Consider the following 19251-nt stretch of genomic DNA (forward strand, 5'->3'; position numbering starts at 1 on the left):
TCACAATGCGATCCATTGAAACAGGCACTGAAGCGCGCGCCGGTGAGCGCGCGTTCATCGACAACGCGGCGCTGATGCTGCGCGCGGTCGATATCGGCAAAACCTTTATCCTGCATGGTCAGGGCGGCGTGCGGATCGAAGCGCTCGCGGGCGTCTCGCTCGAAGTCGAGCGCGGCGAATGCGTGGTGCTGGTCGGGCCGTCCGGCGCGGGCAAGAGCACGCTGCTGCGCTGCCTGTACGGCAATTATCTGGCGACGAGCGGCTCGATCGCGATTCGCGACGCAGCAAACGGCGGCCAGCCCGTCTCGATCACCGGCGCCGAACCGCACGACGTGTTGCGCCTGCGCCGCGGCGTGGTCGGCTACGTGAGCCAGTTTCTGCGTGTGATTCCACGCGTGCCGACGCTCACGCTCGTTGCCGAGCCGCTGCTCTCGCGCGGCGTGCCGGAACCCGAAGCACGCTCGCGCGCCGCCGCGCTGCTGGCCAGATTGAATGTGCCGGAGAGGCTATGGCTGCTCGCGCCCGCCACGTTCTCGGGCGGCGAGCAGCAGCGCGTGAATATCGCACGCGGTTTGATCGCGGAGCATCCGCTGCTTCTGCTCGATGAACCGACGGCCTCGCTCGACGCGGAAAACCGCAACGTGGTCGCGGATCTGATCGTCGAAGCGCGCGAGCGCGGCGCGGCGATCGTCGGCATCTTTCACGACGAAGATACGCGCAACAAGGTGGCCACGCGCCGCCTGGAACTGAAGCCGCCGCTTCGTCACTGAATATCACAAAACCGGCGCGCGGCGGCACTACACTGACGCACGCGGCGCTGCATAAAACGCCCACACTCAAGTCTGACTGACTACGGAGCAAGTCGATGTTGATCAGGAACGCTCGCATCGTGACGCGAGACGAAGTATTCACCGGCGTGGTACGCGTCGAAGACGGCATGATCCGCGAGGTCGAGCGCGGCACGACCGCGGCGCGCGAAGCCGAAGATTGGGACGGCGACTATCTGTTGCCCGGCCTGATCGAACTGCACACGGACAACCTCGAGAAGCATCTCGCACCGCGTCCGGGCGTGCAATGGAATACCGACGCCGCCTTCGTGATTCACGACGCCCAGGTGGCCGCGGCCGGCATCACCACCGTGTTCGACGCGCTCGCTATCGGTTCGCGCACGAACGTGGGATTGCGGGGCCGCGATCTGCAGACGCAATGCGCCGAATCGCTCACGCGCTTCTCCGAGCGCAAGCTGCTGCGCGCCGAACACTTTCTGCATCTGCGCTGCGAAATCGCCACCGCCGACGTGGTGGAAGTGTTCGATTCGTTGTGCGCGCATCCGTTACTGCGGCTCGCCTCGGTGATGGATCACACGCCGGGCCAGCGCCAATGGCACGACCGCGAACAATGGCGCCGCTTCCAGGAACGCAACGGCAAGCTGAGCGACGAACACGTCGCGACCGCGCTGACCGAACTGTCGGTCGAACAGGCACGTTACGCCGACGCGCACCGCCGCGAGATCGTGACGCGCTGCAACCGGCTCGGCATTCCGGTGGCGAGCCACGACGACACCCTGATCGAACACGTCGAGCAGGCCAAGGAGGAAGGCATCGTGCTCGCCGAGTTCCCCACCACGCGCATCGCGGCCGAGGCCGCGCGCGAGCACGGCATTTCGACCATCATGGGCGCGCCGAATATCGTGCGCGGCGGCTCGCATTCGGGCAACGTGTCGGCGCTCGAACTGGCGCGCGCCGGCTTGCTCGATATCCTCTCGTCGGATTACGTGCCCTCGAGCCTGATGACCGCCGTGTTCGAACTGGTCGACAAAGCGGGCTGGACCTTGCCGCGCGCCATGTCGACGGTTTCCGCCGAACCGGCGCGTAAGGCCGGTCTGCACGACCGCGGCGCGATCGAAACCGGCCTGCGCGCGGACTTCGTGCGTGTGACGATGCTCGACAGGCTGCCGGTGCCGCGCGCCACGTATCGCGGCGGGGCCCGGATCGTTTGAAGGTATGACAGACGCCGTTGTGCGGAACGCGCGCGGGTTGAACTGCCGCGCGGCTCACGGCGAGCTTCAGGCCGTCGGCTCGGCCTCGTGTCCTTCCGGTGCGCCTTCACCGGCGCGCATATAAGGCTGCCCGGCTTGCTCAGCCTGTTCGCGCCGGCGTGCTTCGAGCACATCGTGGTAACGCAAATACGCACAGCGTCCGCCGGATTTGGCCGCGTACATTGCCGCGTCGGCGTTGAGCAGGAGTTCCTCCGCCGTGCCGCTGTCGTCGGGGAACTGGCTGATGCCGATGCTCGCGCCCACCGTCATGCTTTGCCCGTCTATCCGCACTTCTTCGTTCAACGTCGCCATGATGCGCGAGGCGATCGCGGGCGCCGCTTCTTGCGAACGCGGCCCTTCGATCAACACGATGAATTCGTCGCCGCCCAAACGCGCCACCACGTCCGCGGAACAGAGCACCTGCTTCAGGCGGCGCGCCACCGCGGCGAGCACCTTGTCGCCGACGGAATGGCCGAACTGATCGTTGATCTGCTTGAAGCGGTCGAGGTCGACGAACAGCACGGCGAGGCACTCCTGACGCCGCGCCGCTTCCTCGATCGCGTTTTCGAGCTTCTCCATGAACAGGACGCGGTTAGGCAGTCCGGTCAGCACGTCGTGCGTGGCGAGATGCACGAGCTCACGCTGCTTGGCGTGCAGCACGTCCATCTGCGATTTGATTTCGCGGCGCAGCCGCTCGAAGCAGCGCGCCAGTACGCCGATCTCGTCGGTGCGGTTGAGCGGCAGCGTATGCATGGCATGTTCGGCGAACAGATGCGTCGCTGCGTGCGCGAGAATGTGCAGCGGCTTGGTCAGCGCGCGTGCGAACAGAATGGCGAGAAACAGCGCCAGCACACTGAAAATCAGCACCATGCGCACGATCTGGTTGCCGAGCAGATTCGCGCCGGACAGGACGTCGTCGAGCGGTTTGGCGAGACCGAGCACGATGAAGCGGTTGCCCTCCAGATCGCCGAACGGTCTGCGCACGAAAGCGAGCACCTGACCCGCGGCCTGCCGCGGCTGTGCAAGACCGTTTGCCAGCACCTCGCCCTGCGACTGTTCGAAGAGTGGTCTCGTGACGGAGAAACTGTCCTGCATCAGCACGCGCCGGCCCCGATCGAAGCCGAAGGTTTTCGAGGCGTCGGGATGAACGAGGAAATCGCCCCACTCGTTGGCCAGATAGACCTGATAGTCGCTCGGCAAATCGCTTTGCAGCCGCTTGAGCAAAACCGCCAGATCGATATCGATCACGACCACGCCCACCACCTCGCCGCTCGCGTTCGACACGGGCGTACCGAGCCGCAGTGTAGGCTTGCCCTGCGCAGCATGCGTGCCGTACTCGTGGTTGACCGAAATCGGCGAGGTGTAAATGCGGCCCGGCGCAAACGTCAGCGTGTCGAACACATAGGCAAACTGACCTTTTTCCTGCAGGTTGCCCCTTTCGACCCGCACGAGGCCGTCCGAGTCGCGGTCGAAGCGGACCAGTTCGAGCCCGTAGTGCTGGCGCGTGATCAGCCGGATTTGCAGGTATTCGAGGTGATGAACCATGAAACTGGAATACACCTGTGCCAGTCGTTCGCGTGCCACGTTCGGGCCGGCGCCGTCGTCGGTCTGCGCGACCTCCGCCGTGGATGGCATGCTCGCGAGTACGAGCACGTCGGCGCCGATATCGTCGATCGAGGCGGAGAAGCGCTGACCCAACAATTCCGTCGACGTGAGCAGGCTGCGCCCGGCCTCGTTCACGAGCATCGCGCGATTGGCATGATAGGCGTAGTAGCCGGTCGCGCCGGATGCGAGCACGCCGATGCACGCGAGCAGCACGGATAATTTGAAGGTCAGCCCCGGGCGTATCATCAAAAACGCTCCGACCGGTCCCCGGACACGATTCTGGCCCACAGATCCTCGCGCCGCTGAATATTTTCCACCGGCCCGATCCACACGATGCGCGCGCTATCGCTGCTTTCCACGGGCGCCGTCAATGTGTTGGCGAGTCCCTGGCGCTGCGTGAGCAATGCGCTGACGTCCGGTTCGAGCATGTAATTGATCCATGCGAGCGCAAGCGGCGGATCGGCCGCGGCGCGCGTCATCGACCAGCAATCCAGCCACGCGAGCGCGCCTTCGTCGGGAATCACGTAGCCCACGTCGGCTCCCGCGCGGCGCAGCAATTCGACCTGCTGGGTGCCGTAGTTGCCGAACATCAGCGCGACCTTATGCTGGATGAAAAAGGCGGTCGCCTCCTCGGGCAACGTGTAATAGGTCAGCAGATTGCGGCGCAGATCGACGAGCTTGTGAGCAATCGTGCGCATTTCCGTTGGGTCGAGCTGAAAAGGATGGGGATAGCCGAGCGCCAACGCCGTGAATGAGAAATTGTGCTGCGCGCTATTGAAGTCGAGCACCTTGCCGCGGTAACGCGGATTCCACAATTCGCGCATGGTGCGCGGTGCCACGGCGACCTGCTTGCGGTCGTAGATCAGCCCCATCGACGAATATGTAAACGGAATGGCGTAAGCCTTGCCGCCCGACGTGAGGCCGCCGATCGACGCGAGCGCCTGAAAACGCGGCAATTGTTTTCGGGTGTTCGGCAACCTGGCGAGATCGAGCGGCGCCAGCAGATTGGCCTCGGTATAGCGCTGGATTTCAGCGGTATTGGCGGCGAGCACGTCGAACGGCGGCGTTCCTTTGGCATGCATCTGAGCCCACAGCGCCTCGTCGGAATCGACCAGCGTGACTTCCACTCTGGCTTTGTAACGCGCTTCGAAATGATTTACCACGTCGGCGTCCGCGTAGCCGGGCCATGCCAGCACACGCAAAACTTTGTCGTCGGCTTTAACCGGCGCCGCCGAAAAAAGACTCAGGCAGAAAACCGCGGCGATCAGAAATGTCAAAAATCCCGCACAAACGCTGCGACGCAATAAATGCGCGCGCGCACATGCGGCGATTCGAAAGTGAAAGAATCGTTTACAAAGGCGCTTTTCATCTGCCATCAACATCATGTGCATATACAACACCGTTTAGCCGAAGGCCTTGTGACGAGCGTCAACGCGCGGAATCGACCCGCGAACGGCCGCCCGGCGGCTTTCTTCATACAGATATGCTCTGCATGAGGCATTTGGCCGGGCGCGAAGAGAAACGATGATAGCGCTAAGGAAACCATTTTTGGTTTTCGGCTTCACCGGAGTCGAAAAAATTCCGTCAGGTGAGATACAGCAATCGCGCTCATCTGCATTTGACGGCAATTTATTCGGAATCTTTAGCGTGCCGCCGGGTGGTGAAAAACGCAAAACCACGAAACGCGAGCGGTCTACGTGATAACACGCAATAGCCGCCATGAAATAGCGCCATGCGGAAATCCGGCGACACCGCTTCTAAAGAACCGCGGCGCGAATGCCGATAAACGTTCTCCTGCCCAATCCGCCGCCGGCGGTTAAAGGCAGCGTCGCCCGCTGCAGGGCGGCCTGTCTTCCGGGCAGTCGACGAGCCGGACAAAAAACAGACAATGCGTTTGAGCAAAATAGAATGGATGTGGGCGGCCGTCGCGGCCGGATCGATTGCGTGCTTCGGCAGTTGGCTTCAGGGCGAGATGAACCGTGCGGCACTCGCGCGCACCCAGCGCGAAACGCAGGACATGCGCGGCACCTGCGCGGGCATGTCCGCGCAGGATGCGCAGATGATGGACAAAGGCGAACTGTGGTGCGGTGCGGTCGGCAGCAGGCGTGCGGGCAATTAGCCAACTTCATTACTATGGCTTTACATCCCGAGGCGGGGCAGGTCCGTGTCACTCAATACGCATTAGTGCCATTTTTGCCTCTCCACCACATTCAGGCTTTAGAAGCTATTCTCGTGCGCCATCCGGTGTTTCACTAGCTACCCAATCTTTTTGAACTGATAAGCTTGGCGCGCGCTGCTGGCCGCCCCGGCTGGCAGCTTCAACCCAAGCCCGGTCGTGAGTCGCGCCGGGTGCCCCGCAGCGGCACAACCGCATGCGGGCGTATTTGAACTACACCGAGGAGTAAAACAGTGAAAAAACTGCTAGCGGCTTTGACGGTTGCTCTGCTTGCTACCGTCTCGATTGGCGCACACGCTAAAGATTGGTCGACTATCCGTTTCGGCGTTGACGCCAGCTATCCCCCGTTTGAGTCGAAGGGCTCGGACGGCAAGCTCGTTGGCTTCGATATCGACCTCGGCAATGAAATCTGCGCGCGCCTGAAGGCCAAGTGCGTGTGGGTCGAAAACGACTTCGACGGCATGATCCCGGCCCTGAAGGCGAAGAAGTTCGACGGCGTGCTGTCGTCGATGTCCATGACGCCGCAACGCGCCGAGCAGATCGCTTTCTCGTCGAAACTGTTCAACACCCCGACGCGCCTCGTGGCGAAGAAGGGTTCCGGCATCCTGCCGACGGCCGACTCGCTCAAGGGCAAGACGGTTGGCGTGGAACAAGGCACGATCCAGGAAACCTACGCCAAGACGTACTGGGAGCCGAAGGGCGCGAAGGTCGTGCCGTATCAGAACCAGGATCAGGTCTATGCCGACTTGCTGTCGGGCCGTCTGGACGCGGCATTGCAAGACGCGGTGCAAGCTGAGATCGGCTTCCTGAAGACGCCGCGCGGCGCCGGCTTCGACTTCGTCGGCAAGGATCTCGAAGATCCGAAGATCCTCGGCAACGGCGCAGGCATCGGCATGCGCAAGGAAGATACCGATCTGAAGACGAAGGTCGACAAGGCAATCGCCGAGATCATCAAGGACGGTACGTACAAGAAGCTCGAGAAGAAGTACTTCGACTTCGACGTGTACGGCAGCTAAGCTGGCAACCGGGCCGGCCATGCGCGTCTGACGGCGCGCGGGTCGGTTCGCAGAAACGGGCTCCGCCACATGGCGGAGCCCGTTTTCATTTGCGGCGCCCCATAAAACCACACACTGCGTCATATCGGCTAAGATCGTGCGATCGAGGCGATCACGCGGCGCCACCCGCCGGTTCGAGCCCAACCCGTCATCAAGCAAGTTCCCTACTGTTATCAACGAGATAGCGCGGCATGCCCCCTGGCCGCGGATTTGAAAACCATGCAAACCCAAACCCATCCGCTGATTGCCCCGACGCTCGGCACCGCCCGCAACCTGACGAGCTTCCACTACGGTCCCGGCAGCGGCCAGAAGATTTACATCCAGTCGTCGCTGCATGCCGACGAACTGCCCGGCATGCTGGTGTCGTGGGCGCTGCGCCGCAAGCTGGCCGCGCTGGAAGCGGCCGGCAAGATCCGCGGTGAAGTCGTGATCGTGCCGGTGGCCAACCCGATCGGCCTGAACCAGCACTTTCTCGGCCATCTTACGGGGCGCTTCGAAACCAACACGGCACAGAACTTCAACCGCAATTTCCACGATCTGTCGGCACTGGTGCAGCCGGTCATCGAGTCGCGCCTGACCGACAATGTCGACGCCAACCGCACGGCGATTCGCACGGCCATGCGCGAGGCGCTCGACGCGCAAAGCCCGCAAACCGAACTCGAATCGCAGCGCCTCGCGCTGCAAAAGCTCTCGTACGACGCCGACGTCGTGCTCGATCTGCATTGCGACTGGGAAGCGGCAATGCACATCTACACGAACCCGGACCTGTGGCCGGAAGTCGAGCCGCTCGCCTGCTATCTGGACGCCAAGGCGTCGCTGCTCGCGCTCAATTCGGTGGGCAACCCGTTCGACGAAATCCACAGCTTCTGCTGGTCGGATCTGCGTGGCCGCTACGGCGACCGCTTCCCGATTCCGAACGGCTCGATCTCGGTCACGATCGAATTGCGCGGCCAGCGTGAAGTGTCGTACGAGTACGCTGAGCACGACGCGCAGGCGATTATCGAATACCTGACCTCGCGCGGCGTGATCGACGGCACGGCCGCCCCGCTGCCGCCGCTCGAATTCGCCGCCACGCCGCTTGCCGGCGCCGAGCCGATCGTCGCGCCGATCAGCGGCGTGCTCGTATATCGCTGCGAAGTCGGCACGTGGGTCGACGTGGGTCATGAGATTGCCGATATCGTCGATCCGCTGACGGAGCAGGTCGTCACGCTAAAGAGCAGCGTGGCCGGCGTGCTGTATGCACGGCATTTGACGCGCTTTGCAACGGCCGGCCTGGAGTTCGCGCGCATTGCCGGTTCGAAGGCGTTCCGCAGCGGCTCGTTGTTGAGCAACTAAAAGCACAACGCGGGCCGGCGGCGTTGTCGCGCATCGCGGCGCATCGCATCAAGCGCGTTCGTAAGCGCTTGAGCCGTAACGTAAATCGCCCGCTGTTTCAGCGGGCGATTTACGTTTACGCGCCTTTTATTAGAACCGTGCTCAGAAAGCCGGAATGATCGCGCGTTTGAATTGCGTGTCGATGTACTTGCGCACTTCATCCGACTCGTACGCCGCCACTAGTTTCTTCACCCACGGCTGATTGCGGTCCTGCTCGCGCACCTCGATCAGATTCGCGTACGGACCTTTGAGGTCTTCGATCGCGATCGCGTCTTTGGTCGGCTGCAGGCCGGCCTTGACCGCGTAGTCGGTATTGATCGACGCCGCGTCGAGATCGCTGAGCGCGCGCGGCAATTGCGCGGCGTCGAGTTCCACCAGTTCGATCTTCTTCGGATTTTCGGCGACATCGAGCGGCGTGGCGTTCACGCCGTTGCTGCCGACGCCCGGTTTCAACCTGATCACGCCGTACTTCTGCAAAAGCAGCAGCGCGCGATTGCCGTTCGACGGGTCGTTCTGGATGCCCACCTTCGCGCCTTCCGGCAAGTCTTTGAGCGACTTGAGTTTCTTCGAATAGAAGCCCATTGGCGACCCGTAGGTCAGGCCGACGTTGACGATCTTGTAGCCGCGCTGCCTGGTCTGGCTGTCGAGAAACGGCTGGTGCTGAAAACCGTTGGCATCGAGGTCGCCTGCATCGAGCGCGGCATTCGGCTGCACGTAATCATTGAACTCGATGACCTTGAGGTTCAGCCCTTCGCGCGCCGCCACCTTCGTCACGACCGACCAGATTTGCGCATCCGGACCGCTCATCGTGCCGATCCTGAGTTGTTTGCCGTCAGCGTGCGCGAAATCGTTTTTCACGCGCTTATATGCACGATCTGGAAAAAGCTTATATGGGCGGCCCTTGCGTGACTCCGGCTTGCGCGGCCAGGCGAGTGTCGCGCCCGCGCGACAGATTTCGAAAATAACCGCGCTGTCACATACCTTACTCTGCGTTCCCTTAAATTGCGGGCCATCGCACGACCTTACCAAAGAGTTGGCGCGCGATCGCTTACTTTTTAATCGGAGAAAGTTTTGAACAAGAAAATATTGACTGCCGCTACTCTCGCTCTCTTCGCCACTGCTGCTCACGCGCAAAGCAGTGTCACGCTGTACGGCTTGATCGACGCCGGTATCAGCTACGCGAACAATTCGAAGACCGCAACGGGCCACGACAGCATCTTCAAGTACGACGACGGCGTCGCACAAGGCAGCCGTTGGGGCCTGCGCGGCACGGAAGATCTGGGTGGCGGCCTGAAGGCGCTGTTCGTGTTGGAAAACGGCTTTAACAGCGGCAACGGCACGCTGGGCCAGGGCGGCGCGCTGTTCGGCCGTCAGGCATTCGTGGGTCTGTCGAAGGACGGCGCCGGCTCGCTGACGTTCGGCCGCCAGTACTCGTTTTCGACGGACTATCTGGGCGGCAGCTACTCGAACGGCGGCCAGACCGTCGCGGGTAACTACGCTTACCACATCAACGACGTGGACCAACTGACGTCGAGCCGTATCAACAACGCAGTCAAGTTCAGCAGCGCGAATTTCGCGGGCCTGACCTTCGGCGCAATGTACGGCTTCTCGAACCAGGCCGGCGCATTCGGCGGCGCACCGGCAACCGGCCCGGCCGCTGCACCGGTGGCGGGTTCGTCGCGCGCTTACAGCTTCGGCGCGAACTACGCGAACGGCCCGTTCGGCGTTGGCGCGGCGTACACGGATATCCGTTTCCCGGGCCAGGCATCCCCGACGTTCTCGACGGCTCTCGCCAACGTGACGACGGGCACGGTCCGCGATCTGCGCACGTTCGGCGTCGGCGGCCGTTACTCGATCGGCGCCGCGACGCTGTGGGCGTTGTACACGAACACGCGTTTCGAACCGATCTCGGGCAGCTCGACGACGTTCACCGCGTACGAAGCGGGCGCGAAGTACGCGTTCACGCCGGCACTGACGGCAGCCGCGGGCTACACGTACATGCACCTGAGCGACGCGAACACGGGCCACTGGAACCAGGCGGACCTGAGCGTCGACTACGCGCTGAGCAAGCGTACGGACGTGTATGCACTGGGTATCTACCAGATCGCTGCGGGCCGCAACAAGGGCCAGGATCTGCAGGCGCAGATCGGTTCGAGCACGAGCTACTTCAACACGTCGGGCACGGGTTCGGACAACCAGTTGGCATTCCGCGTCGGTATCCGTCACAAGTTCTAAGCGAGTCTCTTTCGCAGCGGGGAACGCGAGTTCCCCGCTGGATCGGAAGTCCGGAAAACGCCCTGCGGGGCGTTTTTCTTTTAGGGCGACACTATCAACCCGACGTACCTCGTATCGCCTCGCAACCCGATGCAAGAAAGTGCTTGACTATCTATCTAGTAGTAGATAAAGTTCAGTCATGGAAACGACCCCGACAGTTCGCGAGCAGATTCTCGATCACGCCATCACGTTGATGATGCAGCGCGGTTACAACGGTTTCAGCTACCGCGATCTGTCTGAGCTGGTTGGCGTCAAAACGTCGAGCATCCACTACTATTACCCGTCAAAAGACGACCTGGTGCTGGAAGCGGTCAACGAATACAGCAAGGAAGTGCTGGCTTCGCTGTACGCTATCGACGCCAGACTGCCGGCCAATACGAAGCTCAGCAAGTACACCAGGCTTTTCGGCCGAACGCTGGGCGACGGCGACCGGATCTGTCTGTGCGGCATGCTGGCATCGGACATCGCGTCGTTGCCGGAAAATATTCGCGAGGCGATCCAGGCGTTTTTCAAAGCCAACGAAAAATGGCTGGCGCAAGTGCTCGCGCAGGGCGCGCAGGAGCACACGCTGGCGGTGAACGGCAAGCCCGAATCCGCTGCGCGCGCGCTGTACGCCGCTTATCAGGGCAGCGTGCTGGCAAGCCGGCTGTTCGGCACGAAGGCCCGGCTGGAAGATGTAGAAGCATCGTGGAAGAAAGCGCCGTAATGCTGTCATGGAGGTGGTCGCCCGCCTCCTTGTTTTTACCCTCAAATCTATCTATACGTAGATAGATTTTAATTCGAAATCATCGGCGCGAAGTACGCGTCATTTTTTAGCGTCCTTTATCTATCTAGTAGTAGATACCCACTTGTAAGGAATTGATCATGACCCGAATCGACAACGTGCTGTACCGCGCTCATGCCAAGGCAACCGGTGGCCGTGACGGCCGCGCTGTGGTGCCCGAAAGCAACCTCGACCTCAAGCTGACCACGCCGAAACAACTCGGCGGTGCGGGTGGCGAAGGCACCAACCCGGAGCAACTGTTCGCGGCCGGCTATAGCGCGTGTTTCGTCGGCGCAATGAAGTTCGTCGCGGCGCGCGAGCGCATCGCGATCCCCGCGGACGTCTCCGTGGAAGGCAGCGTCGGCATCGGCGCGATTCCGAACGGCTTCGGAATCGAAGTGGAGTTGAAGATCTCGCTGCCCGGCATGGCGCAGGAAGCGGCGCAGGCCCTCGTCGACAAGGCACATATCGTGTGCCCGTATTCGAACGCCACGCGCAACAACATCGCCGTCACGCTCACGCTCGTCTGAATCGAGACCCTCTTCCCATTTATCGAATGTCCCGGAGTTCATCATGAAGATCAAGTTCGTCCCTGTGCTGCTGGCTTCCGCCCTCGCCTTCGGCTCCGCCTTTGCAGCGAGCCCCGCTTCGCAACCCACGCCCGACCGTGTGACGTCCGGCTTCCTGAAAGCGCTCAACAGCGGCAAGGGCCCCGCGATCAACACCTTGCCGCCTGCTCAGGCACGGCAAGTTCTGGTGGATGCACAGAACGGCGTGAAAGTCGATCTGTCGGGTATCGACGTCTCCAATCGCACCATCGAGCAGGACGGCGTCAGCGTTTCGCTGACCATCGTCCGGCCGCACGGCGCGAGCGGGACGCCGCCTGTCTTCATGTTCTTCCACGGAGGCGGCTGGATACTCGGCGACTTCCCGACTCACGAGCGTCTGGTGCGTGATCTGGTGGTTCAGTCGGGCGCCGTGGCGGTCTTCGTGAACTACACGCCTTCGCCGGAAGCCCGTTATCCGGTCGCGATCAACCAGGCCTATGCCGCTACGAAGTGGGTGGCCGCGCACGGCGACGAGATCGGCGTCGACGGCAGTCGCCTTGCGGTGGTCGGCAACAGCGTCGGCGGCAACATGGCCGCGGTGGTGAGCCTGATGGCGAAAGAAAAGCAAGGCCCGGCGATCCGCTTCCAGGGATTGATGTGGCCCGTGACCGACAATAATTTCAACGACGGTTCGTACAATCAGTTCCAGGAAGGCCACTTCCTGACCCGGCCGATGATGAAATGGTTCTGGGACGCCTACACGAAAGATCCGAAGCAGCGCAACGAGATCTACGCGTCGCCGCTCCGTGCAACGACGGAACAACTGAAGGGCTTGCCGCCCGCGCTGATTCAGGTTGCCGAGTCCGACGTGTTGCGTGACGAAGGCGAAGCGTATGGTCGCAAGCTCGACGCAGCCGGCGACGAGGTGGCCACCGTCCGTTACGACGGCACGATTCACGATTTCGGCTTGCTCAACGTGCTGGCCGAAGACGCGCCGACCAAAGCAGCCACGCGGCAACTGGCCAACGAACTGAAGCAACGTCTGCAGTAACGCCTTTGGCAGGCGGCCGCGGCGCGGGTATCGTCGATACTCGCGCCGCGGCCGATCTGGTTCGTACGTCATGCGGTATCGTGTTCGTTCTGATCCCGCTCATCCGACCATGCCGACGCCAGGGAGTAGCACGCCATGAACAGTACGCCGCAGACCATCGAAATCGAAACCGCACCGAATCCTGAATTCGCCGTGATCCTGCTGCATGGTCTCGGCGCCGACGCCAACGACTTCGTGCCGCTGGTTCCGGAACTGCGTCTCGGCAACGGACCCGCCGTGCGTTTCGTGTTTCCCAACGCGCCGGAGATGGCCGTGACCGCGAACAACGGCTACGTGATGCGCGCGTGGTACGACATCCGTTCGTTCCAGTCGATCGAACGGCAGGTCGACGAGGCGGGCATCGAAGCGTCGTGCGCGACCGTGAGGCAACTGATCGCCGGGCAGAACGGGCGCGGCATTCCGACCTCGAAAATATTCCTCGCGGGGTTTTCGCAAGGCGGGGCGATGACGTACTCAGCGGGGCTCACACATCCGGCCACGCTCGGCGGGTTGATCGTCATGTCCGGTTATTTGCCCTCAAGAGCCTTCATCGAGAGCCGCCTCGCGCCCGCGAACCACGGCACGCCGATCTTTGCCGCTCACGGCGAGTACGACCAGATATTGCCGATCCAGCTCGGCGAGACCGCTCGCGACTTCGCGCTGGCGCAGGGCAGCAAGGTCGAGTGGCATGCGTATGCGATGGAGCATTCCGTATGCGGCGAAGAAGTCGCCGCACTGCGCGCATGGCTCGATGAGCGTATCGCGGCACTGGCCTGACGTGGCGGGCGGTTTGGGTTCGCCGGATTTTGTCGTGATTCTGCGCGGGCGGCGGGAAGCCTGGCGCACGGCCCTCGCGCTCTGCCTGACGGACATCAAAAAATCCGGCAACTTCATGCATTTGAAGTCTGGTACGCTGCGCCCTTTGCTACCGCTTGAATTGGACCCGATGGAAACCCCTTTCAATGATCGTGGCGTGTCGGTCACGCGCAACGCACTCTCGGCTGCCGGCCAGGTCTTTCCGCTGCGCGACATCGTGGGCGTGCAGGTCGTCACCGTGCAGAAGAACAAGGTCTTGCCGCTCACGATTTCGCTCGTCGGCCTCGTCGGCGCTATTGTCGGCGCGATATGGCGCTCGCCGGTGGGCATGGTGTGCGGCACGATGCTGGCCGTGGTCGGCTGGCTCACCTGGGTGACTCAGGACATCACCCATCGTCTGATGGTGCAAACCGCAAATGGCGAGCGCGAAGCGCTGATGAGCACCGATCGCGATTTCGTCGAACGCGTCGGCGCGGCCGTGAACGAGGCGAAGGGCGCAGCCGCCGCGCCGAAGGTCTGATACCGCAGTCAGCCGGGCAGCGCGCCGCATGGTGTGCGTCGGATTGCCACCCCACGCGTTAACACAAAATTGATTCGCCGCGCGGCAGCTTTTGCGTGTCCTTGAGACGCGCGCCGCTAGAGTGAACGGGTGTCAACAACGCGCGCCGCCTGCCGGGCGGCGCAATCATGATGCTCACTTCCGTCGCAACGTCCGATCTCCCCGTCACGCGCAACTCGCGCACGCCGCGCATGGCGCGCCGCACGCATGTCGTCGTGCCGCTCGTCATTATCGACGTCACCGTGCCCGGCACCTCGTCGGCAAACGGACGGCGCGCGCTGCACGCCGCGCTCGGCGACGATCTGCGCCTGTATATCGTCACCGTCGACCAGCAACACGAGCGCGTGACGTTTCGTGTGGAAGTGACTTCCCGCACCCTCGACGACGTGATCGGCCTGCTGACCGCCGCACTCGATCACGCCACGCTCGGCCGCGCGCACACGACCGTGATTCGCCGTCCCCGCGACCATTGACGCGGACGAAACCCGCACGCGCCCGCTGCCGGCCGCATGCAAACCCGCATCAAGCCTTCACACATCTTTGCAATTGCACCCGAGCGGCCATGTAGAGTCGCCGCTCCTGTTATTGCGTGTTCCCTCCCGCAGACCTGCGGGCGTCGCGGTTTCACTGCCCACGCCGCGGCAATCCGGTGGGATTGCCTCGACGTGCTTCGCGACGCCTGGACTTCGCCAGGGAACACCTTTTTGCAAAGCGTAATCTATGTTCCTGTCGTCTCATGGTGCCGCGCGCCGGCATTTGCGTCCCAGCCGGCGCCGTTTCGGCGCGGCCGCGCTCGTCGTCACCCTCGCGCTCGTTGCGCTAGGCGGTTGCGCCGTTACCTTCCCCACGCCCACGCCGCCTGCGCCGGCTGCCTCGCTGATCAACGGCGGCAACGACGGCCTACTGATTCCGCTGCAAGTGGATCGTGGCGACAAAGATCAGGCGCGCCTCGGACTGCCCATCCAACTCGACGGCAAGCCGGTGTATGTCGCGCTGGATACCGGTACGCAAGGCGTGCGCGTACTGAAGTCAGTCTTGCCCAACACGAACTATCCGAACGCCGGGCCGGTGAGTTCGCTGCCCTTGACGAACGGCGCACAAGTGTCCGGCGCGACCGTAAAATTGCCGCTGAGCATCGCGGGAACGAAGCCGGCGCAAATCGACGCGCAGGCCGTCGACGTGGTCAACTGCCAGTCCACCTCCCGGCGCTGCGTGGGCATGGACGGCTACACCGCCGAATTCGGCTGGGCGTTTTCGGGTCTCTTCGGCATCGGCGCAGCGCAACCGGACGACACATGCTGCACGCAACCGCTGCGTGCTTTGCCCGGCAACGTCGGGCAGCGCTATCTGGTGCATGCGAACTTCGCGAAGCCTTACCTGGTGCTGAGCCCGTCGAAAGCGATCACGAAGGACTACACGATGGTGCCGATGACCGTGCTGCAGGACGGTACGGCGCAATGGCCGAGAGGTTGCGTCAACGTGGCCGACAAGATGACCTTTTGCGCGCCGCTGGTGTTCGCCACCGCCAGCACCGACATGATCCGCATCGAAATGGACAAGGCGCCGAACTGGACCGGCGACGACGACGTCGGCAAGGTACTCAATCAGGGCAACTACAATGCGGCGATCGGATCGGGCAAATGGATGCACCGTTATGAAGGTGCGCAAGTCACGATCGTCAAGGTCAAACCAGGTGCCAACCGCATCGTGATCGGTCTGATGGGCATGCAGAATATCGACGTGCTCTTCGATTTCCCGCAGGGCCAGCTGGGCCTGCGGGCCGCGCTCGAGGCCGAGAAGCTCGTGCAGTAGCCGCCGCAAAGACGACAACGAGAGCCGCAACTCGCGGCAATGGAAAAGGCCGCGCTGCACAGTCACGCGGCCTTTACGCTTCAGAACCCGAACGAGGCAGTCCGCCCGCTATTCGATATTGAGCGGATTCACATGCCAGATGTCGCGGGCATATTCGCCGATGGTGCGGTCCGAAGAAAACTGCCCCATGCCCGCCACGTTCTCGATCGCGCTTTCGGTCCATGCACGCTTGTCGACGAAGCGCGCGTCCACGTCGTCCTGCGCCTTCGCGAACGCGGCAAAATCGGCCAGCACCATGTAGTGATCTCCCCAGTCGACCAGCGTGTGGAAAATATCCGCGAAACGCAGCGGATCGTCCGGCGAGAAGAAGCCCGAGCGGATCTGGTCGAGCGCCATGCGCAGTTCCGGATTCTCTTCGTAGATCTGCCGCGGCCGGTAGCCGGTGGCACGCAGGCGGTCCACTTCGTCCGCCGTGTAGCCGAAAATGAACATGTTCTCGCGCCCCACCGCATCGCAGATTTCGATGTTTGCGCCGTCCATCGTGCCGATCGTCAACGCGCCGTTGAGCGCGAGCTTCATGTTGCCGGTCCCGGACGCTTCCGTGCCGGCCATCGAAATCTGCTCCGACAGATCCGCAGCCGGAATGATCAGCTCCGCCACGCTTACGCCGTAGTTCGGCACGAACACCACTTTCATGCGATCGCCGATCAGCGGATCGTGATTGACCTTCTCGCTCACGTCGCCGATCAGCTTGATGATGGTCTTGGCCATCCGGTAAGCGGACGCGGCCTTACCGGCGAACAGCACCACGCGAGGCACCCAGTCGCGCTCGGGGTTCGCGCGAATCTGGTTGTAGCGCACGATCACATGCAGCACGTTGAGCAACTGCCGCTTGTATTCGTGAATGCGCTTGACCTGCAGATCGAACAGCGCATCGGGATCGAAATGCAGTTTGGTGTGATGCGCGAGGCGGTGCACGAGCCGCAGCTTGTTCTGCCGTTTCGCATCACGGAAAGCGTCGATAAAGCCGTTGTCGTTACGCAGTTCGCGCAACTGCTCCAGCTCGAACAGATTGGTGCGCCAGTGCTTGCCGATCTTCTGGTCGATCAGCGACGACAGCGGCGGACTCGCCTGGGCGAGCCACCGGCGCGGCGTGATGCCATTGGTGACATTGGTGAAGCGGTCCGGATAGATGCGCGCGAAGTCGGCAAAGATATCGCGAGTCATCAGTTGCGAATGCAGCTTCGATACGCCGTTCACCTTCTGGCTCGCCACAATTGCCAGATACGCCATGCGCACGCGCCGCTGCCCGTATTCGTCCACGAGCGAAATGCGGCGAATCATCTCGCCGTCATGACCCGACTGCTCGCTAACGAGCTTGAGGAACTGCGCATTGATCTCGAAGATGATCTCGAGATGCCGGGGCAACAGGCGCGCGAGCATTTCGACGTCCCACGTTTCGAGCGCTTCGGGCATCAACGTGTGGTTCGTGTACGAAAAAATCTGCGTGACATGCTTCCACGCCTTGTCCCACTGCAGATGGTGGACGTCCACCAGCAAACGCATCAGCTCGGGAATCGCCAGCACGGGGTGCGTATCGTTCAGATGCACCGCCACTTTTTCGGAGAAGCGCCCGAACGTGCTGTGCGTGCGCTGATAGCGGCGAATCAGATCCTGCATGGTCGCCGAAACGAAAAAGTATTCCTGACGCAGACGCAGTTCGCGGCCGGCCGGTGTCGAGTCGTCCGGATACAGCAAACGCGAAACGTTCTCCGACATGTTTTTCGTGTCGACCGCGTTGCGGTAGTCGCCGCGATTGAACGCGCCCAGATCGAGCTCTTCGGTCGCGCGCGCCGACCACAGACGCAAGGTGTTGGTCGCGTCCGTGTCGTAGCCGGGAATGACTGTGTCGTACGCGGTGGCGTTCACGTGCTCGGTGTCGATCCATTCGACATGGTCGCCACGCTGCACCGTGCGGCCGCCGAAATGAACCATGTACGTGACTTCTGGCCGCGGAAACTCCCACGGATTGCCCGCGCGCAACCAGTAGTCCGGCGCTTCGACCTGCTCGCCGTTGACGATCTGCTGACGGAACATGCCATATTCATAACGGATGCCGTAGCCGAAACCCGGAATGCCGAGCGTCGCCATCGAATCGAGAAAACAGGCCGCGAGCCGGCCGAGGCCGCCGTTGCCGAGCGCGGCGTCCGGCTCGATATCGGTCAACATCTGCATGTCGACGCCCAGACTCGCGAGCGCCTCCTTCATCTGGTCGTGGATACCGAGCGCCAGCAAGGCGTTCGTAAAGGTCCGGCCGATCAGGAATTCCATCGACAGGTAGTAGACGCGCTTCACGTCCTGTTCGTATTGCAGGCGCGTGGTCTTCATCCAGCGCGCGACCAGCCGGTCGCGCACGGCGAGCGCCGCGGCGTGCAGCCAGTCGTGCGGATGCGCGGTGACGGCGTCCTTGCCGACGCCATACATCATGCGGTTGGAAATTGAGCGCCGTAGCGCGTCGACGGTACTGTTGAGCTGGTCGAATTCCAGATCGACGGCTGTCATCGAAGCCTCCGGGGAAATGAGCGACGCGGCATACGCGAACCGCACAGATGACGGACGGGAGGCGCGTGCCGGTCAGGCGGGTTAAGAAACAGAGTAGGACATTTTACGACCACCGGAGACCGGCGAGCGCGAGCGCTTCTCACGCACATGCCATGCCCGGCTGCATAGGGCGGCGCGCCGTTTTTCCGCACACGAGCGGTGCAAGCCGCGCCTACATGGCACTGCGCGCGTGCATCGGCTGCGCAAACAAGACCAACGACTGCGAATCGCGTGATGCGCATTGGATGGGACACAACACGATTATTTTTTAGCGGCGTGACGCGCGGATGAACGACCCGATGGGCTCGATGCGTGTTCAAATCAGGGCGCCTAGCCTGCCGGGCGGTTGTGGAGCAAGGGCGTGCAGTACGCGGGGTGCCGGTCAGCTTGTGGACGCTGCGCGAACTTGACCGTTAGTTGCATTAATCAGGACTTTCTGACTTACCCCGTTACTACCTGTCACTCCGTCGTGTCTGGTTTCATGGTCACAGTTGCCCGCTCCGCTCAAGGGCGACGCGACCTGTGAGAAACCAGCGAGAG

18 protein-coding genes are annotated in these 19251 nt (G+C 62.3%); 13 read left to right on the forward strand and 5 right to left on the reverse strand.

Annotation, left to right across the window (positions count from 1 at the left end; all coding sequences use genetic code 11):
* The first annotated feature begins 5 nt into the window (after nt 1-5).
* Together phnL and NE850_RS05865 are read left to right on the forward strand one after the other, a co-directional pair.
* Complete coding sequence (gene phnL / locus NE850_RS05860; protein ID WP_007176598.1) at nt 6-770, forward strand: phosphonate C-P lyase system protein PhnL; 765 nt, start codon at nt 6-8, stop codon at nt 768-770.
* A 95-nt stretch (nt 771-865) separates the two neighbouring features.
* Entirely contained in the window at nt 866-1999 is a 1134-nt protein-coding gene (locus NE850_RS05865) for an alpha-D-ribose 1-methylphosphonate 5-triphosphate diphosphatase (protein WP_007176597.1), read from the forward strand.
* Nucleotides 2000-2065: 66 nt separating this feature from the next.
* On the opposite strand, the gene NE850_RS05870 is transcribed toward NE850_RS05865, so the two are convergent.
* From NE850_RS05870 to NE850_RS05880, 3 genes are read right to left on the reverse strand one after another with little or no spacing between them, the layout of a single operon-like run.
* On the reverse strand, nt 2066-3889 hold the full coding sequence (locus NE850_RS05870) for a diguanylate cyclase domain-containing protein (RefSeq protein WP_007176596.1): 1824 nt from the start codon (nt 3887-3889) through the stop codon (nt 2066-2068).
* Nucleotides 3889-5028, reverse strand: a complete 1140-nt coding sequence (locus tag NE850_RS05875; RefSeq protein WP_405044800.1) for an extracellular solute-binding protein — start codon at nt 5026-5028, stop codon at nt 3889-3891. The genes NE850_RS05870 and NE850_RS05875 overlap by 1 nt, the downstream gene beginning before the upstream one ends.
* 18 nt (nt 5029-5046) lie before the next feature.
* Nucleotides 5047-5364: a hypothetical protein gene (locus NE850_RS05880; RefSeq protein WP_157187687.1), complete on the reverse strand. Its 318-nt coding sequence runs from the start codon at nt 5362-5364 to the stop codon at nt 5047-5049.
* A 167-nt stretch (nt 5365-5531) separates the two neighbouring features.
* Here NE850_RS05880 and NE850_RS05885 point away from each other — a divergent pair, with 167 nt between their 5' ends.
* The 3 genes from NE850_RS05885 to NE850_RS05895 all read left to right on the forward strand — a co-directional run bounded on the left by NE850_RS05885 (nt 5532) and on the right by NE850_RS05895 (nt 8209).
* Nucleotides 5532-5762: a hypothetical protein gene (locus NE850_RS05885; protein WP_007176594.1), complete on the forward strand. Its 231-nt coding sequence runs from the start codon at nt 5532-5534 to the stop codon at nt 5760-5762.
* 290 nt (nt 5763-6052) lie between these two features.
* Complete coding sequence (locus NE850_RS05890; RefSeq protein WP_007176593.1) at nt 6053-6835, forward strand: ABC transporter substrate-binding protein; 783 nt, start codon at nt 6053-6055, stop codon at nt 6833-6835.
* Between the two features lie 258 nt (nt 6836-7093).
* Complete coding sequence (locus NE850_RS05895) at nt 7094-8209, forward strand: succinylglutamate desuccinylase/aspartoacylase family protein (protein WP_007176592.1); 1116 nt, start codon at nt 7094-7096, stop codon at nt 8207-8209.
* A 141-nt stretch (nt 8210-8350) separates the two neighbouring features.
* On the opposite strand, the gene NE850_RS05900 is transcribed toward NE850_RS05895, so the two are convergent.
* Nucleotides 8351-9106 carry a MetQ/NlpA family ABC transporter substrate-binding protein gene (locus NE850_RS05900; protein ID WP_007176591.1) on the reverse strand — a complete coding sequence of 252 codons (756 nt, stop codon included), beginning with the start codon at nt 9104-9106 and terminating at the stop codon, nt 8351-8353.
* A 213-nt stretch (nt 9107-9319) separates the two neighbouring features.
* Between NE850_RS05900 and NE850_RS05905 the strand changes: the two genes are divergently transcribed.
* From NE850_RS05905 to NE850_RS05940, 8 genes are all read left to right on the forward strand, one after another.
* Nucleotides 9320-10483 (forward strand): porin, encoded by a 1164-nt coding sequence (locus NE850_RS05905; RefSeq protein ID WP_165188007.1) that lies wholly within the window; start codon nt 9320-9322, stop codon nt 10481-10483.
* A gap of 178 nt (nt 10484-10661) precedes the next feature.
* Nucleotides 10662-11228 (forward strand): TetR/AcrR family transcriptional regulator, encoded by a 567-nt coding sequence (locus NE850_RS05910; RefSeq protein ID WP_007176589.1) that lies wholly within the window; start codon nt 10662-10664, stop codon nt 11226-11228.
* Nucleotides 11229-11386: 158 nt separating this feature from the next.
* Nucleotides 11387-11815, forward strand: coding sequence for an organic hydroperoxide resistance protein (locus tag NE850_RS05915; RefSeq protein ID WP_007176588.1), 429 nt, complete (start codon nt 11387-11389; stop codon nt 11813-11815).
* A gap of 43 nt (nt 11816-11858) precedes the next feature.
* On the forward strand, nt 11859-12884 hold the full coding sequence (locus tag NE850_RS05920; protein ID WP_007176587.1) for an alpha/beta hydrolase: 1026 nt from the start codon (nt 11859-11861) through the stop codon (nt 12882-12884).
* 135 nt (nt 12885-13019) lie between these two features.
* Nucleotides 13020-13700 (forward strand): alpha/beta hydrolase, encoded by a 681-nt coding sequence (locus NE850_RS05925; RefSeq protein ID WP_007176586.1) that lies wholly within the window; start codon nt 13020-13022, stop codon nt 13698-13700.
* Nucleotides 13701-13869: 169 nt separating this feature from the next.
* On the forward strand, nt 13870-14259 hold the full coding sequence (locus tag NE850_RS05930) for a DUF6232 family protein (RefSeq protein WP_035517100.1): 390 nt from the start codon (nt 13870-13872) through the stop codon (nt 14257-14259).
* A 167-nt stretch (nt 14260-14426) separates the two neighbouring features.
* Complete coding sequence (locus NE850_RS05935) at nt 14427-14771, forward strand: hypothetical protein (protein ID WP_007176584.1); 345 nt, start codon at nt 14427-14429, stop codon at nt 14769-14771.
* A 247-nt stretch (nt 14772-15018) separates the two neighbouring features.
* Nucleotides 15019-16110, forward strand: a complete 1092-nt coding sequence (locus tag NE850_RS05940; RefSeq protein WP_007176583.1) for a hypothetical protein — start codon at nt 15019-15021, stop codon at nt 16108-16110.
* 108 nt (nt 16111-16218) lie between these two features.
* Here NE850_RS05940 and NE850_RS05945 read toward each other — a convergent pair whose 3' ends face one another.
* Nucleotides 16219-18672: a glycogen/starch/alpha-glucan phosphorylase gene (locus NE850_RS05945; RefSeq protein WP_007176582.1), complete on the reverse strand. Its 2454-nt coding sequence runs from the start codon at nt 18670-18672 to the stop codon at nt 16219-16221.
* Nucleotides 18673-19251 lie beyond the last annotated feature (579 nt).

This window comes from Paraburkholderia sp. USG1 (assembly GCF_031570135.1).
GTDB lineage: Bacteria > Pseudomonadota > Gammaproteobacteria > Burkholderiales > Burkholderiaceae > Paraburkholderia > Paraburkholderia dioscoreae.